Source organism: Mesorhizobium sp. M7A.F.Ca.CA.001.10.2.1, assembly GCF_003998575.1.
Taxonomy (GTDB): domain Bacteria; phylum Pseudomonadota; class Alphaproteobacteria; order Rhizobiales; family Rhizobiaceae; genus Mesorhizobium.
In genome coordinates this window covers 1-15,374 of record NZ_RZQY01000071.1, presented here as the reverse complement: position 1 = coordinate 15,374, position 15,374 = coordinate 1, and the positions used below count along the sequence as shown (strand labels likewise).

Below are 15,374 nucleotides of genomic sequence, written 5' to 3'. Positions count from 1 at the left end.
GCACCCCGTTGAGCAGCCCGCAGACGAGGCCCGTGGCTAGCGTCGCGATCAATGCCACGCCGACCGGCAGGCCGGCAACGTTCATCGATACCAGGGCGGCAAGCACGCATAGCGCGAACATCGAGCCGACCGAGAGGTCGATGCCGCCCGAGAGGATGACGATGGTGAGCGCCAGTGCGATCAGGCCGAATTCCGACACCTGGCGGGCGAGATCGGTAAGGTTGCCGACCGAGAAATAGCCAGGGATGATCCACGTCATGACGAGGATCGTGACCACCAGCGCCAATGCCGGAATGACGTTGTCGATCCAGCTCTTGGTCAGCAATTCGCCGAACAGGCGGTCCGGCAAAAGCCGGTACCGCAGCCGTGAAAGCGCATCGCTGGTGGCCATAAGTCAGGATTCCCTACTTCAGATCGTCCAGCGTCCAGCAATTGCGCTGGTTGACGTTGGCCTTGGTGATCTGCGTCAGCGGATTGAAATAGAGCGTCTTGGTCTCGCCGGCGGTACCGTCGGAGAGCAGCAGCCTTGCGATCTCCGCATTCAGGATTTCGCCCTGCAGCGGCACGTTGTAGCTGATGTAGAGATTGAACAGGCCCTTCTCGACATTCTCGCAGCCGACCCTGTTGCCGCCGCCGCTTGTGACGAGGAAGACCTGGTCGCCCTTGCCGGCCTGCTGGATCGCAGACGCCGTGCCGGTGTCCTGATTGTCCCAGATGCCGATGGCGCCGCAAAGATCCGGATGCTGTTGCAGCACGGTCTCCATGATCGAGCGCGCCTTTTCCGGATTGTATTCGGTGGCCTGCTGCGAAACGACCTGGATGTCGGGATGCTGGTTCAAGACACGGTAGATGCCGTCGAGTTGGAACACGTCGGATGCCGCCGTCGGCACGCCGGTGTCGATAGCGACCTTGGTCGAAGCACCCTTGCCGGGGCTGCATTTGTCGACCACGGCCTGCGCCGCCTGTTCGCCGATCTCGGTCCAGTCGGCGCCGACATACGAATCGGTCTGGGTGTTCGATTCCAGGTTGATCTGCACAACTTTGATGCCGGCGGCCTGCGCCTGAGCCAGCAACCGGGCGTAGGACTGGATGTCGGGATTGTGCGCGACGATCAGGTCCGGCTTCTCGCTGATCAGCGACTGCAGCGCGCGGGTTCCCGCGTCGGTGCTCCAGGCGGGGTCGCGGATCTCGAAATCATACTTGAGGCGCTTGGCCTGCTGGCGCATCACCGCCGCCCAGCCTTCGGTCAGGTCGAAACCCATCGACAGCGGCAGGAAGACGACCTTCTTGCCTTCCAGCGTCTTGTGGAACGTCGTCGAGCGCGGATTTTCCAGGCCCTTGTCCTGGGCGCTGGCGGTGACGATACCGGCAAGCGCGATGCAGGCCGCGGCCAGCCACTTTGTCGTTTTCAGAAGTCGCATGGTTTCCTCCCATTGCATTTTGGCGTTGAAATTGGTGTCAGAGATCCCCTTGCTGGGACGTCTGCTCGTCGCGTGGGTTGACGAGCGAGTCGATGACGATGGCCAGAAGCAGGACCACGCCCTTGACCAGGTTCTGGATCGTGTAGGCGATGTTCATGATCGTCATGCCGTTGAGCAGGATGCCGACGAAGATCGTGCCCAGAATGACGTTGCGAACCTTGCCGTGGCCGCCATTCAGGCCGATGCCGCCCAACACGACGACCAGAAGGATGTCGTAGATCATCGTCGAATTGAAAAGCCGGGCGTTGATCGCCGACGCCGACGAGGCAAGCACCAGCCCGGCGCCGTAGGCGATCAGCGCGCTGATCGCATATTGCGCGACGATCATCGGCCGGTTGGAAATGCCGGTGATCCTGGCGGCGCCCGGATTGTTGCCCATGGCATAGGTCTGCCAGCCGAACCGCGTGCGGCTGAGCACCAGATGCAGCGCCAGGCAAAGCATGGCAAAGACCACCACCGTCACCGGGACGCCGAGGATGCGGCCCTGCCCGATCAGCGAGAACCATTCGGCGCCTGGCGGCACATTCTGCATCTCCAGCGTGAAGAAGAAGGTTCGGCCAAGGCCGTAGATGACGGAGCCGGCGGCAAGCGTCGCGAAGATCGGCGCGACCTCGCCGAAAGCGATCAGCATCCCGATCAGCACGCCGGCGACCACCGCGAACAGCGCGCCGATCAGCAGCGCGAATTCCAGCGAATAGCCCGAGCGGGCGATCACGAAGGCCCAGGACACCGACACCACCATCGTTGCGATCATCGAGACATCGATGCCCCTGGCGATGACGACCAGCGCCATTCCCAGCGCCAGGATGCCGAGAATCGAGACGCTTCTGATCAGGGCTAGGATGTTGCCGGGGCTGAAGAAGGACGGCAGCAGCAACGAGAACAGCACGAAGGCCAGCACCGCCAGCACCAGCACGATGCCTTCCTGGCTTTTGAGCAGGCTGGAAAGCCGAGCCTGATTTCCGCGTGCGGCTGCCTCGCTCACCGCTCAGGCCTCCTCTTTGCCCAGTCTGAGCAGGATTTCCCTGGCGCGATCGACGCGCACATCGTGATCCGCCGCAAGTTCCTTTGCCACCGCATCGATATTCGCGCCGCTCGCGCCCGCCACGATGGCTATGTTGCGGGCATGCAGCGCCATGTGTCCACGCTGGATGCCTTCGGTTGCCAGCGCCCTGAGCGCCGCCATGTTCTGCGCCAGCCCGACCGCGACGGTGACCTCGGCAAGCTCTTGCGCCGTGGTCACGCCGAGGAGTTTCAGCGCTGCGCGCGCGGCCGGGTGCGTCTTGGTGGCGCCGCCGACCATGCCCAGCGCCATCGGCATTTCCAGCGTCCCCACGAGGTTTCCGGCGGCGTCGATCTCCCAGCGGCTCAACGACGTATAACGGCCGCCGCGCGCCGCCCAGGCGTGGGCGCCGGCCTCGATCGCCCGCCAGTCGTTGCCGGTCGCGACGACGACTGGATCGATGCCGTTCATGATGCCCTTATTGTGCGTGGCCGCGCGGTAAGGATCGACGATCGCCAGCGAACAGGCCTCGACGATGCCGGCAACGATACGCTCGCCGGTGAACTCCTTCGTCGCCAGTGCCTTCGGCGTCAGCCGCACCCGCGCCCGCGCCAGCCTGAGGTCGGCCAGGTTGGAGAGGATGCGCAGCCGGACGGTGCCACCCGAAATGCGCTCGATCATCGGTGCGACTGCCTCGGCCATGGTATTGACCGTGTTGGCGCCCATCGCGTCGCGCACGTCGACGAGCAGATGCAGCACCACCATCGGTCCGACTTGCGTCTCCTCGAACACCTGCACTTCAATCTCGCGGCAGCCGCCGCCGAGGCCGATCAGCACCCGGTCCTTCTCGTTGGCGGCGGCGATGATCTGGTCGCGGGCGGACAGCAGCCTGGCGCGTGCGCCGTGCGGATCGGACAGACCGAGTATCTGCACCTGTGCCCGCATGATCGGTGCGGTGCTCGATGTCTCGAAGCCGCCGCAACCGCGGGCGATGCGCGCCATGTAGGAGGCGGCGGCGACCACCGACGGCTCTTCCACCGCCATCGGGATGAGGTAATCGCGACCGTTGATGGTGAAGTTGGTGGCGACGCCGAGCGGAATCTCGAAGGTGCCGACCACATTCTCGATCATGCCGTTGGCGAGATCGAGCGGCAGGACGCCGCCGCGCAAGGCATCGCGATCCGCCTGCCCAAGACGAGCGGCGTCGCCGACCGTCGCCAGGCGATCGGCCGGCGACAGGTCGCGGAATTTCTCGATGCGGGAATTCAGCCGCGGCTCGACACCGCTGTCCTGGACAGCCACCATCACGATCGCCTCCCTGCGAATGCTTGTCGTTGAGGCAGCTATCGTTTAACTGATACCATCTATCAAGGTACAGCTACAGGAAACAGCGACAAACTGTACCAGTCCATATCAGGGCACGCAGCCCATCGGAGGATGTTCTGGGATGACGCGCGCCGAGGCCGTGGCGGCAGAGATCAGAAGGCGCATCGAGACCGGCTCGATTACCGTCGGCGCCAAGCTTCCGTCGATACGCAAGGCCGCCGAGCAATTCGACGTTTCCAAGAACACCATCGTCGATGCCTATGACCGGCTGGTATCCGCGGGCATCGCGTTTTCGCGGCCCGGCGCCGGCTTCATGGTCGCCGAGCGTCGCCGGCAGACGCCGAGCGAGCGTCCCCGCCATGTCGCGGAAGCGGTCGACATCGCCTCGCTGCTCAATGCGCAGTTGGAGGAGAGCTTTTCGATCCGCGTCGGTGACGGGCGGCCGCCCGCCTCATGGATGGAGGAATCGGAAGTGCGCCGCCATCTCGGGCTGCTCGGCCGGCACCAGAGGTCCAGCAGTGACGGCTATGGTTCGGCGATGGGCCTGCCGGCGCTGCGCGAGCGCCTCGCCTTCGACCTCATGGAGCGCGAGGTGCAGGCGAGCCCGGACCAGATCCTGCTGACATTCGGCGCCAACCACGCACTGGACCTGATCATACGCCGCTTCCTCGTCGCCGGCGATACCGTGCTGGTCGACGACCCCGGCTACTACCCGCTTTTCGCCAAGCTGAAGCTGGCGCAGATCCGCATGATCGGCGTGAAGCGGACGCCGACCGGTCCGGACCTCGACGATCTCGCCGGCAAGGCCGAGCGCGAGCGTCCGAAGCTGTTCTTCACACAATCGCTTGCGCACAATCCAACCGGCAGCTCGACCAACCTGCCGACGGCTCACTCGATCCTGACGATCGCCGCGCGCTGCGACATGCTGGTGGTCGAGGACGACCCGTTCGTCGACCTGCCGACGGTCCGTGGCGTTGGCCTTGCGCCTCTCGACCAGTTGCGGAACGTCATCTGCGTGCGCACCTTTGCCAAGACGTTGTCGGCCAGCCTGCGCTGCGGCTATATCGCCGCGCGCCCCGACCTTATCGCTTCCCTTGCCGAGTTGAAGATGCTGACGACAGTCAACAGCTCAGGACACATTGAGCGGTTGATCCATGGATTGATCAGTGAAGGTCACTATCGGCGCCACCTCAAGCGTTTGGCGCAGCGTGTGCAGCAGGCCACCGAGACGGTCGTTCCCCGCCTTCAGAAGATGGGTCTTAAGCTCTTTGCCGAGCCGACAGGTGGATACTACGTCTATCTGGAGCTTCCCGAGTATGTCGATGACATCGCCCTCGCCCGGGAAGGCGCTCGCCAGGGGATTTTTATCGCACCTGGTACCGTGTTTTCGCCGGAGCGCCAACCTGCCAAGGCAGGCATCCGCGTCAACATCGCCTGGGCCTCGGATCCTCATTTTTTTGACTTCATGCTGGCAGAGCTTAGGCATCGGCGGACTTGAACAGGACAAAGCCCCGCCTTGCGGCGGGCTTAGTGCTTGACGGATCACTCCGCGGCGCGTCGTGACCAGATGAGCGAGAAGTCGCCCCCGGTGTCGGTCTCGACCAAGCTCGCGTAGATCGGAGCGGGGAAGCTGGGATCGTCGAGCTTGACGAAGTGGTAGTCGCGGCTCTCGCGCGAGGTCTTCTTCCAGGGCCGTCCCGAACTCGGGGCGCCAGCGAAAATGCGGAAGTCGGGTCTCTTTTCATTGTCGCCATCGACCGGAGAGAACGTCACAGTCTTGACGTTGAGGTTGAGGGTCTTGACCGAACCGGAGAAGCCGTTCGCGGTGCGCGAGAATGTGCCGACCGTAGCCATCGTGGTGGTTCCTTCTGTTTTTCTCGGGCCGCACCCATCTCTCGATGGTGGTCGTGAGGCCGGAGACGATCGGTCTGCATCCCGAAGGGGCTGAAACGAAGTAACGGCGGCGCGAGGCTTTCTTGGGCCGCCGAGGAATGGACGCGCAGCGACCAGGGGAAGAGAACGCAGCGACGTCGTTACGGGAAGACGATCGAGCCGAAGCGAAGGCGGTCTTCAGTCAGACCCAATCCATTCGAGGACGCCGTGGGCGTAGCTTGGACAGAATACGCGGAAGGAATGCCACAGTGGCTAAGATCAGTCCCGGCCACTGTCGCTTGCTCCGCTGCGCTTCTCTATTTCGGTCAAGGACGCTTCCTCCCGCCCGTGGGCGGTGTTGGTCCCACTTCACCCGGTGAAGAAGGGACGTCCGATTTCTCTAATCTTTGGGCTGAATCGTCATCAGCGGTCGATGGGAGAGAATGGACGCCGCCAGATTAGGCGCGGCACGCACGGGGTCGTAGAAGTCCATGCGCCATAATAGTAATTTCCTCATTCTGGGGAGTAGTTGTTTGGCTCGATCAGCCGCAGGTAAACTCAGAGCGACAGGATGCGAAACCGGCAGTTGCCGTGTAAGGTCAGGCCTTAACTTGGGGGAGAACTGAATGCGAACGGCTGTTACCTTGGCGTTCCTGGCCTTTATCAGGGTGTCGTCAGAGCAATAGAAGCCTGCCTGGCCGGGGACGTGATCAGTCTCGAACGCGGTCGTATTCGTCTTGCGCGCGCTCGAGTTCCGGCCCGTAGGTCATCGACCATTCGTAAAGCGCCTCGAACGGTTGCCGAAGGGAGTGGCCGAGCGAAGTGATCGTGTATTCGACACCGACCGGCGTCGTCGTCGTCAGCACTTCACGGCGAATGAGACCGTTACGTTCCAGACGCTTCAGCGCATCGGCGAGCGCCTTGTGCGTGATGCCGTCCAGGCGCCGCATGATCTCGTTGAATCTCGACGGCCTAGTGCACAGAACGGTCAGAATCAGGACCGACCACTTGTTGGCGATCTGCTCAAGTGCCGGCCGCGCCTTTTGCACATCTATCAACGCCTCGACGGACACGGGCTTAGGACGACGGGGTGGGCTGACCTTGACGGGCAAGTCTTCAGTCACGGCGGACATAGGTATACTCCTCGATATCTGCTCTAGTTGTAGTGCGTAATTGACCGTAGGTATAGAGCATATATCTTGAGCCATCACTTTTTGATGGAGTTCACATGAGCAGATTGGCAAACAAGATCGCACTGGTTGTCGGCGGTGCCGGCGGTATCGGCGGGGCAGTTTCACAAAGGTTCGCCAGTGAGGGAGCGCAGGTCTATGCGACCAGCCGCAAGGGTGCGGACGGCGCCTTGGAAGCGGCGGGCACCGGCAGCATCCGGACGGTCCTGGCGGATGCAAGCAACAGAGCGGATCTTGAACGTGTATTCGAGCAGATCAGATCGGAACGCGGGCGTATCGACGTGCTCATTGTGAATGCCGGCCTTTCCGAATACGCCCCGCTTGAAGATATTTCGGAGGATCATTTCGACAGGACATTCGGTCTGAATGTGCGCTCTCTGGTTTTCGCAGCACAAGGTGCCGTCAACCTCATGCAGCCAGGCGGAACGATCGTGTTGATCGGCTCTATCGCAGGCGACATCGGCACCAAAGGATATGGCGTCTACGGCGCCACCAAGGCCGCTGTCCGCTCGTTCACCCGCACCTGGGCCAACGAACTTGCTCCCAAAGGCATTCGTGTCAACGTCGTCAGCCCCGGCCCGACCGATACGGCGATGATGGCCGGGGCCTCGCAACAGATTCGAGACGCGCTTTCCAGCATGATCCCTCTCGGGCGCATGGGCCGGCCTGACGAGGTGGCCGCCGCGGTTGTTTTCCTCGCCAGCGACGAGAGCAGTTTCACAACCGGCGCAGAACTGGCCGTCGATGGCGGCATGGCCCAGGTGTGACGTGCGCCTTCGACCACTGAAACCTGGACGGCCGCCGTTGCGCTCATGCCGGTCGGTGTCTCGCAGTGACAGGCATGCATGTCGTTTTCTCGAAACCGGAGCAGCTTTCGAGCGACATGTTATCAATCCTCCAGAAGATAGCCCTTGCGATGGGAAAGCGGCTCGGTGCCGGCTACCTTGGCGATGACTTGGTTGGCCGCCACCAGCTTCTTCAGTCTGCGGGTGACGACCACGCCGTCAGTACGCGCATGGACGGTGATACGGGCATCGCCGCCAATCGCAGCGGGCGCGACGATGTCGGCGATCGGCTGTCCGGACGTGACCCGCTCGCCAAGTTCGACGCGGTAGACGATGACGCCGAACGCCGGCGTGCGCACCACGTCGCAGGCGTCGAAGCCTGTGACGTCGCAGAGCGGCGGCGCGGCGGGTGCTTGACCGGCGATATAGCCGCGGCGGCGCAGCACATTCAGCAGCGCCGACGCATCTGTCGCGGCCATCTCGTCGCCGATGTCGACGAAGCCGCGCAATTCGACCGTCGCTGCCATGCAGCCGACCGGTATCAGCTTGTCGGGATACGCCGCCGCGAGCTTCAACCACGGCTCGACGCTTGCTTCGGCAAAGGTCGAGCCGCCGGAGGCGCCCTGCGAAAACACGGCACGGCAGCCGAGTTCGCCCGAGATGTCCGACAGTTCCGCCGCGATCTCCGGCCGCACGAAAAGATGCATCAGCCCTTCGTCGTCGCAATGAAGATCGAGAACGAGATCAGAATCGAAGGCTTCGCGCGCCAGCACCGTATAGAGGGAATCAACCTGTTGCCTGACACAGCGTTCGTCGAGGATTGCGCGGATCGTCTCGCGGATCAGCGCCTTGTTGGCGTCGGCATCCCTTCCCAACAGGTTTCCGAGCCGGGCGATCAATTCGGGGGCAAGGTCAGGCCAGTTGCGGTTGAAGTTGCGGCCGCTGGCAAGGTCGTAACGGCCGAGATGGTCGCCATTGACGAACTGCGCCAGGCCGAGCGGGTTGGCGTAAGGCACGACGACGATCTGGCTCCGGATTTCGCCGCGCGCATCGGCGGCGTCCAACTGCTCGACCAGATGATGTGATACCAGAAGGCCGGGCGCCTCGTCGGCGTGAAGTGCCGCGTGGATGTAGGCCTTGGGACGGGCGGCGGCGGCACCGTAGCGTATGATGCGCACACTGTGGCGGCTGCCCGGCGTGCCGTTGGAGAGAGGAATATCGAGGATTTCACGAGACATTGACGGCTCCGGCGAGCGCCCGTTCCGACAACGGGAAGTGGCAATTGAAGACATGGCGGGGGTCTTCGCGGTCGGTTGTCCGGGACGGGAATGCGCTTTTGCAGATGTCCTGCGCATAGCGGCAGCGGGTGTGGAACTCGCAGCCGGGAGGGCGCGTCATCAGGCTCGGCACTTCGCCGCTGAGCTCGATCCGGTCGAGCGCGGCGTCGGGATCGGGTTCCGGATTGGCCGACAGCAGCGCCTCCGTATAGGGGTGGCAAGGCTGCTCGAATATACGGTCGGTCGAGCCGACCTCGATGAAGCGGCCGAGATACATGATCGCCATGCGGTCGGTCATGTGGCGCACGACATTGAGATTGTGCGTGATGATGAGGATGGCGATGCCCAACTCCTGCTGCAAACGCCCAAGTAGGTTGAGAACTTCGCCCTGGACGGACACGTCCAGCCCCGCCGTCGGTTCGTCGGCGATAATAAGATCGGGCGCCAGCGCCAGCGCCCGCGCCACGCCCACCCGGCGCGCCTGGCCGCCGGAAAGCTGGTGGGGATATCGCCGCCCGAAATCCGCGGGCAGCCCAACCATCTTTAGCAGGCGCTCCACCTCGGCCGCTGGATCGCGGATGGTGATGCCGTGGATACGGAACGGCTCGATCAGCAGAGAGCGGACAGTGAGCCGCGGCGACAGCGATCCGACCGGATCCTGAAACATCATCGCCATGCGCCGAAGATGCAGCTTGCGATCCGCCGGGGCAAGACCGTTCAGCACCTGGCCGTCGAAACGTATGGAGCCGCTCGTCGGTGGACGCAGCCCCATGATGGCACGGGCAATGGTGGACTTGCCCGAACCGCTCTCGCCGACGAGACCGAGTGTCTCGCCCCTGCGGATCTCGAAAGACACTCCGCAGACGGCATCGACGAACGGGTTCTTCACGCCACTGGTGAACGCCTTCAGCTGGCTCATGGTGCGAAAGCGCACGCGAAGGTCCTCGACCGAAAGCAGCGGGCTCATGCCGGAACCGCCAGTGTGTCGTCGAGAAGATGGCAGCGCGCGCTGTGCGCTGCGCCGATTGCGCGGGGGGCGGGATTTTCATCCGCGCACCGGGCGAAGGCATGCGGGCAGCGCCGGCGGAAGATGCAGCCCGCCTGGGTACCGAGCAGGCTCGGCACCTCGCCCGGTATCGTCGGCAACTGACGGGTGCGCTTCCTGATCCGTCCCGGATCGCATTCGAGCAACGCGCGCGTATAGGGATGCCCCGGCCGGCGGAAGATATCGCGCACGGTGCCGTATTCGACCACCTCGCCCGCATACATGACCGCCACCCGGTCGCAGAATTCGGCGACAGCGCCGAGATGGTGCGAAACGAACAGGATCGAGCAGCCGATTTCCTTCTGCAGCTCTTTCAGCAGATGGATGATCTGCACCTCCAGCGTGGCATCGAGAGCAGTCGTCGGCTCATCCGCGATGAGCAGCGCCGGCTTCACCAGCAGGGCCATGGCGATGCAGATGCGCTGGCGCATGCCGCCCGAAAATTCATGCGAATAGCCGCCGATACGACTTTCGGGGTCCGGGATACCGACCCGGCGAAGCATGTCCACCGCACGCTGGCGCTTGATGCCGCGCGAACCGCCCTCGCGATGCTGGACATCGACCATCTGGCTCTCGATGCTGCGCACCGGGTTCAACGCCGTCATCGGATCCTGGAAGATCATCGACATGCGGTTGCCAAGCAGGCCGCGCCGCTCTGCCGGTGCCATGCCGAGCACGTCGCGTCCCTCGAACAGGATCGCCCCGTTCACCACCTCTGCATTCTCAGCCAGCAGCCCCATCACTGTGTAGGCGAGCGTGGATTTGCCCGAGCCGCTCTCGCCGACAATGCCGACCACCTCGCCCGCCGGCACGTCGATATGGACATCGCGCAGCGCATGTGCGCGGCCGCGCGGCGTGCCGAAATCGAGAGAGAGGCCGCGGATCGCCAGCAGTGGACTGCGGCTTGCGAGATGTCCTGCTTGGCTGCCACGGTTCATAGGTCTCTCCGAAGCTTGGGGTCGAAGATGTCGCGCAACGCCTCGCCGAGGAAGGTGAAGCCCAGAGTGGTTATGACGATAGGGATGCCACCGGCGACCACCAACCACACCGTTTTGTGGATATAACCGTAGCCGTCGCTGAGGATCGTTCCCCAGTCCGGTGTCGGCGGGCGCACACCCATGCCGAGGAAGCTCAGGCCTGCTTCCAGCGTGATGACCAGCGGCACATCCATGCTGACCAGGATCAGTAGCGGACCGATGACGTTGGGCAGCACGTGCACGGCGAGGATGCGCACGAGGCCGGCACCCATAGCGCGTTCTGCGGTGATGAATTCGCTTTCGCGCAGCGCGTGGGCCTGCGTGCGCACGACGCGCGCATAGATCGGCACCGACGTGACCGCGACGACGAAGATGACGCTGGCAAGGCTCGGTCCGAGCAGCGTCACCACCGCCAGCGCGAAGATGATGACCGGAAAGGAGCGGATGGTGTCGAAAACCAGCAGCAAAAGATTGTCCAGCCAGCGCGGGCCGAAGGCGGCGATGAGGCCGAGCACCAGCCCTAAGCTGAGCGAGGCGCTGAGCGAGACGAAGGCGACGAGCAGCGCAATCCTTCCGCCCATGACGACGCGCGAGAAAACGTCGCGGCCCAAGTGGTCGGTGCCGAGGAGAAAATCCAGGGACGGCGGCGCCAGCCGGGGACCGACCATGATCTTGATCGGATCGTAAGGTACGATCCAGGTGGCGAAGACCGCACTCGCCACCATCAGCACGACCAGCACGGCGCCCATCAGGCCGAGCGGCGACTTACGCAGTTGCAGCAGGAACATAGCGATCGCGCCCGGCGCACGGCTTTTATCCACCGTCTCGCGAATGACTTGAACTTCGGACACGTTACAAATTCTCGCGGATTCTTGGATCGAGCGCCGCGTTGATCAGGTCGGCGAGCGTCGTGGAGATGACGAATAAAACGGTGGTGACGAGGACCGTGCCCATGACGATCGGATAGTTGCGCGAATCCACCGACTTGACGATCAGTGCGCCGATACCCGGACGGGCGAACACCACCTCGACGAAAACGGCCGCCGAGAGCAGATGCGCCATGCCGACGCCGATGATCGTCACCGTCGGCAGGATGGCCAGCGGCAGCGCGTAGCGCGCGACGATGCGTCGCTCCGAAAGACCGAAGGAGCGCGCCATGCGGATGTGGTTCTCGCCGAGGATCTCCAGCATGGAGGCGCGCACGATGCGCGAGATGTAGCCGACCCAGCCGATGCCGATGACGAAGGCCGGCAGGATGAGGTGAACGAGCCCACCGCGGAAGCCAGAGCCGGCGCCGATGGCGGGCAGCCAGCGCAGGCCGACCGAAAAGATCAGCAGCGCATAGATCGCCATGACGAAGGACGGAATGGCAATCGTGCCGACCGCGAACACGCCCACGAGCTTGTCGATCACGGAGTTGCGGTGCATCGCCGAATAGCAACCGAGCGGCACGCCGACGAAAACGGCCCAGGCGATCGATACTAGGATCAGCTCGATCGTATAGGGCAATTGCTCGAAGACGATGGCGCTGACCGGGCGCTGTGTGAAAACGTCGGTGCCGAGATTGCCGTGCAGCAACCCCCCGAAGAAGGAGACGATCTGCACGGGCAGCGGCTTGTCGAGGCCCATCTGCTCATGCAACTGGGCTTTCAGCTCAGGCGTCGCACGCGGCCCGAGCAGGACGGCTGCGGGATCGCCCGGAACGGCCTGGATCATCAGAAACAGCAGCGTCACTGCGACCACGATGATCGCGGCCGCCAGGGCGGTACGCTTGGCAAGGTATAGCCACATATCCTGATCCAGCCCTTCCCGGCGATCGCCGCGCTATGCCGATTTCGGCTCGAAACCGAGATAGAGCGGCCGCCCGTCGGGGCGCGTGTCGGCCTCGAGCTCGGTCGTCCGATACATGATGGGCGATCCCTCATGGGTGAGGAAGCGGTAGGAGCCGGAATCCTCCATGATGTCCTGCATCTCATAATACATCTTGGCCCGTTCCTGCGGGTCTTCGACGGTCACCGCCTTGGCGTTGAGTTCGTCGAAGCGTTCGCTGCGGAAGCGCTCCCAGTTCCAGACCCCCACCTGGTCTCGCACGAAGAAGGTGGTGGCGTAGTAGGGATCCGGCACCATCGAGAAGCGCTGCACGATCAGCTGCATGTCCTTCCAGCGCTCGCCTTCCGATTCCATGCCTATGGTCCAGAAAGAGCCGGAATCCTGAACATTGACCTCGACCGTGATGCCGATCTGCGACAACTGCGCCTGGACCATTTCCGCGATCGTTGAAAAGGTGGTCACGTTGAGCGCATCAATGGTGAGGCTGAGTTCGGTGATGCCGGCCTTGGCGAGATACTCCTTGGCTTTTTCGAGATCGCCTTCCGGCGGTACCAGTGCCTTTTCCCGATGCCCGACCAGACCCGGAGCAATGAGGCCGGTGGCGACCTGCGCCTGGCCCGAATAGGCCGCATCCATGATCTGCGGCACGTTGATCGCCCATTGGATTGCCTTGCGGACATTGACATCCTTCAGCTTCGGGTGATCCGAATTCATGCCGATATAGACGTAATAGAGCGAGGGTTTCTCCTCGATCTTGGTGTTCTCGGGCGGGCTGCCCTTCAACGTGGCCAGCGAATCGAGGCTGAAATCAGTGAAGTCGATGTCGCCGGCCTGATAGGCGCGCTCAGCGGTCTTGATGTCGCTCATCGGCAGGATATGGATTTCGTCGAAGCCCGGCTTCGGACCCTTCCATTCGGGATTGCGGGTCAACAGGACGAGTTGGTTCGGCTTCCAGTCCGACAGCATGTACGGACCTGAAAAGCAGGGCGGCTTCATGCCGAAATCGCCGCCGTCGGCAACTGCCTTCGTCACCGCTTTTTTCGAGACGATGTGGCCGCAACCATAGGGCAGCGTGATGTTCCAGAGCGGCACGAACGGGGTCTTGAGCACGATGACGCCAGTATGGTCGTCCTCGATGTCGACGCGGTCGAGCGGACCCCAGTCACCCTTGACCGGAGAGTTGTGCTGGATAACGCGCTCAAACGAGAACTTTACGTCCTCAGTTGTCATTTCGCCGAAGTCGCCAGTGAAGTTGATGCCCTTCTTCAGGCGGAAGCGGATGTGCGTCGGATCGATCTGCTCGACGGATTCGGCAGCTTCCAGCTCCCAGCCCCACTCCGAACCCGGCTTGTATCGGGTGAGCTTGGTGTAGATGCAGTTCATGACATCGACATTGTAGGCGTTCTGGTAGAAGCCGGGATCGAGCTTGTCGATGTCCGAATAGGCGCGGGCCTTGAGCACCTTGCCTTCGGCTGCCCATACGGCCTGCGACAGAGGCAGGCCGGAGGCGATGATCCCCGCGCCGAGACCGGCGCCGGCCTGCAGGAAATGCCTGCGGTTCAATGTTATTTCAGTCACGCTCTTTTCAGTCACAGTTGCGTTCCCCTTTCAACCCGAGCGGGCTTCCGGACGACTGCCGGTTCGCTCTTTTTTGGTGCCGCGCCGCCCGACGGGCCACGAGTTCGGACGGTGCATTCTTCAGTTCAGCCGGCTAACCGGTCAATTTCGCTGCCGACGCAGATGTAAGCGATACTAGCGTCAGTTCGCGAATGTCACAGCAGGCGACGCTCTATTGCCTCGGCCCATTTGTGCTCATGGACGAGAGCCTCGCCTTCCCACGCCTGCAAGTTCGCCTCGATGTGGAAATGCGAAGACGTTGCGGTCATGGTGGTCTCGGTCACCGAGTGCATGCGCCAGTCGGCGCGTGAGAATTCGAACTCCCATTTGGCCTCGGCCTTGACCGATCCGAAATCGTCGCTGCGGAAGGAATAGCGTTCGTGGCCGAGCGAGGTGATGGTGAGGTCGTTGTCGACCATGCGATAGGTGCCGGCGCCCTCGCCGATCTCAACGACGGTCGAAGCGTCTGCCAGATTTTCCGTTATCGTCCAACCCTTTTGCGGCTTTGAGATCGTCTCCACCCCGTAAGGGCGGCGCCCCTTCGGGTTCGGCAAAAGGCGCCGGTTCCGGATCTCTGGCGCCTCCGACGCGAACCGGAAGTTCAAGTCGGCAATCCGCCGGGTGGACGGTAAGCGTGACCGGCTCGGGCGAAGGCCATGCGACCGGGAAATAGTTGGTCGAGATGGACAGCCGAATGCGATGGCCGACCCGGAAGCGCTGCGCCACATGCTTGAGCGGCACCGAAGCGCGATAGCGCGTGCCCGTTTCGAGTGGTTCAGGGTTTTCATGCCCGTCGCGATGCGTCAGGTTGAGAAGGCCGTAGCTGACGCGCGTTACCGCGCCGCCGGGCGAGACATCGCAAAGCCGTACTGCCACCATGGCGACCGGCCTGTCGCTTTCGAAGGCAAGGTCGAATATGGCGTCGCCGGCGATCTCGAGATTCTGCGCCAGCACCTCGGTTTCGTAGACAA

The 15,374-nt window shown here is 62.9% G+C and carries 16 protein-coding genes; 2 read left to right on the top strand and 14 right to left on the bottom strand.

What is annotated here, in order from left to right:
• From EN964_RS07320 to EN964_RS07305, 4 genes are all read right to left on the bottom strand, one after another.
• Nucleotides 1-391 (bottom strand): ABC transporter permease (locus tag EN964_RS07320; RefSeq protein WP_164775752.1); only part of this gene is annotated, 391 nt, incomplete at its 3' end.
• Between the two features lie 13 nt (nucleotides 392-404).
• Nucleotides 405-1,421, bottom strand: a complete 1,017-nt coding sequence (locus EN964_RS07315) for a sugar ABC transporter substrate-binding protein (RefSeq protein WP_164749005.1) — start codon at nucleotides 1,419-1,421, stop codon at nucleotides 405-407.
• Between the two features lie 37 nt (nucleotides 1,422-1,458).
• Nucleotides 1,459-2,466, bottom strand: coding sequence for an ABC transporter permease (locus EN964_RS07310; protein WP_127270346.1), 1,008 nt, complete (start codon nucleotides 2,464-2,466; stop codon nucleotides 1,459-1,461).
• A gap of 3 nt (nucleotides 2,467-2,469) precedes the next feature.
• Nucleotides 2,470-3,789, bottom strand: coding sequence for a hydroxymethylglutaryl-CoA reductase, degradative (locus tag EN964_RS07305; RefSeq protein WP_127270358.1), 1,320 nt, complete (start codon nucleotides 3,787-3,789; stop codon nucleotides 2,470-2,472).
• A gap of 142 nt (nucleotides 3,790-3,931) precedes the next feature.
• Here EN964_RS07305 and EN964_RS07300 point away from each other — a divergent pair, with 142 nt between their 5' ends.
• Complete coding sequence (locus EN964_RS07300) at nucleotides 3,932-5,308, top strand: PLP-dependent aminotransferase family protein (RefSeq protein ID WP_127268216.1); 1,377 nt, start codon at nucleotides 3,932-3,934, stop codon at nucleotides 5,306-5,308.
• A 44-nt stretch (nucleotides 5,309-5,352) separates the two neighbouring features.
• Here the strand turns inward: EN964_RS07300 and EN964_RS07295 are convergent, their stop codons facing one another.
• Both EN964_RS07295 and EN964_RS07290 read right to left on the bottom strand, forming a co-directional pair.
• Entirely contained in the window at nucleotides 5,353-5,664 is a 312-nt protein-coding gene (locus EN964_RS07295) for a DUF736 domain-containing protein (protein ID WP_127268215.1), read from the bottom strand.
• A gap of 728 nt (nucleotides 5,665-6,392) precedes the next feature.
• A complete protein-coding gene (locus EN964_RS07290) occupies nucleotides 6,393-6,815 on the bottom strand; it encodes a helix-turn-helix domain-containing protein (RefSeq protein ID WP_127268214.1) in 423 nt (140 codons plus the stop codon).
• 95 nt (nucleotides 6,816-6,910) lie between these two features.
• Between EN964_RS07290 and EN964_RS07285 the strand changes: the two genes are divergently transcribed.
• The gene (locus tag EN964_RS07285; protein WP_127268213.1) at nucleotides 6,911-7,639 is read left to right on the top strand and encodes an SDR family NAD(P)-dependent oxidoreductase; all 729 of its coding nucleotides are present in this window, start codon (nucleotides 6,911-6,913) and stop codon (nucleotides 7,637-7,639) included.
• A gap of 122 nt (nucleotides 7,640-7,761) precedes the next feature.
• On the opposite strand, the gene EN964_RS07280 is transcribed toward EN964_RS07285, so the two are convergent.
• The 8 genes from EN964_RS07280 to EN964_RS07245 form a co-directional block, all read right to left on the bottom strand.
• Nucleotides 7,762-8,895, bottom strand: coding sequence for a succinylglutamate desuccinylase/aspartoacylase family protein (locus tag EN964_RS07280; protein WP_164749006.1), 1,134 nt, complete (start codon nucleotides 8,893-8,895; stop codon nucleotides 7,762-7,764).
• Entirely contained in the window at nucleotides 8,885-9,901 is a 1,017-nt protein-coding gene (locus tag EN964_RS07275; RefSeq protein WP_127268211.1) for an ABC transporter ATP-binding protein, read from the bottom strand. The genes EN964_RS07280 and EN964_RS07275 overlap by 11 nt, the downstream gene beginning before the upstream one ends.
• Nucleotides 9,898-10,917 carry an ABC transporter ATP-binding protein gene (locus EN964_RS07270; protein ID WP_127268210.1) on the bottom strand — a complete coding sequence of 340 codons (1,020 nt, stop codon included), beginning with the start codon at nucleotides 10,915-10,917 and terminating at the stop codon, nucleotides 9,898-9,900. The genes EN964_RS07275 and EN964_RS07270 overlap by 4 nt, the downstream gene beginning before the upstream one ends.
• Nucleotides 10,914-11,807, bottom strand: a complete 894-nt coding sequence (locus EN964_RS07265) for an ABC transporter permease (protein WP_236383062.1) — start codon at nucleotides 11,805-11,807, stop codon at nucleotides 10,914-10,916. The genes EN964_RS07270 and EN964_RS07265 overlap by 4 nt, the downstream gene beginning before the upstream one ends.
• A gap of 1 nt (nucleotide 11,808) precedes the next feature.
• Nucleotides 11,809-12,747 (bottom strand): ABC transporter permease, encoded by a 939-nt coding sequence (locus tag EN964_RS07260; protein ID WP_127270347.1) that lies wholly within the window; start codon nucleotides 12,745-12,747, stop codon nucleotides 11,809-11,811.
• 33 nt (nucleotides 12,748-12,780) lie between these two features.
• Nucleotides 12,781-14,379: an ABC transporter substrate-binding protein gene (locus tag EN964_RS07255; RefSeq protein WP_245465177.1), complete on the bottom strand. Its 1,599-nt coding sequence runs from the start codon at nucleotides 14,377-14,379 to the stop codon at nucleotides 12,781-12,783.
• Between the two features lie 179 nt (nucleotides 14,380-14,558).
• Entirely contained in the window at nucleotides 14,559-14,822 is a 264-nt protein-coding gene (locus EN964_RS07250; RefSeq protein WP_127276278.1) for a hypothetical protein, read from the bottom strand.
• 28 nt (nucleotides 14,823-14,850) lie between these two features.
• On the bottom strand, nucleotides 14,851-15,374 hold a 524-nt coding region (locus EN964_RS07245; RefSeq protein ID WP_281059554.1), incomplete at its 5' end, for a CocE/NonD family hydrolase C-terminal non-catalytic domain-containing protein.

Coding starts and splice junctions, on each gene's coding strand:
- EN964_RS07315 (WP_164749005.1), bottom strand. CDS start 1,421: ATGCGACTTCTGAAAACGACAAAGTGGCTGGCCGCGGCCTGCATCGCG.
- EN964_RS07250 (WP_127276278.1), bottom strand. CDS start 14,822: ATGGTCGACAACGACCTCACCATCACCTCGCTCGGCCACGAACGCTAT.
- EN964_RS07300 (WP_127268216.1), top strand. CDS start 3,932: ATGACGCGCGCCGAGGCCGTGGCGGCAGAGATCAGAAGGCGCATCGAG.
- EN964_RS07305 (WP_127270358.1), bottom strand. CDS start 3,789: ATGGTGGCTGTCCAGGACAGCGGTGTCGAGCCGCGGCTGAATTCCCGC.
- EN964_RS07280 (WP_164749006.1), bottom strand. CDS start 8,895: ATGTCTCGTGAAATCCTCGATATTCCTCTCTCCAACGGCACGCCGGGC.
- EN964_RS07290 (WP_127268214.1), bottom strand. CDS start 6,815: ATGTCCGCCGTGACTGAAGACTTGCCCGTCAAGGTCAGCCCACCCCGT.
- EN964_RS07295 (WP_127268215.1), bottom strand. CDS start 5,664: ATGGCTACGGTCGGCACATTCTCGCGCACCGCGAACGGCTTCTCCGGT.
- EN964_RS07270 (WP_127268210.1), bottom strand. CDS start 10,917: ATGAACCGTGGCAGCCAAGCAGGACATCTCGCAAGCCGCAGTCCACTG.
- EN964_RS07275 (WP_127268211.1), bottom strand. CDS start 9,901: ATGAGCCCGCTGCTTTCGGTCGAGGACCTTCGCGTGCGCTTTCGCACC.
- EN964_RS07285 (WP_127268213.1), top strand. CDS start 6,911: ATGAGCAGATTGGCAAACAAGATCGCACTGGTTGTCGGCGGTGCCGGC.
- EN964_RS07260 (WP_127270347.1), bottom strand. CDS start 12,747: ATGTGGCTATACCTTGCCAAGCGTACCGCCCTGGCGGCCGCGATCATC.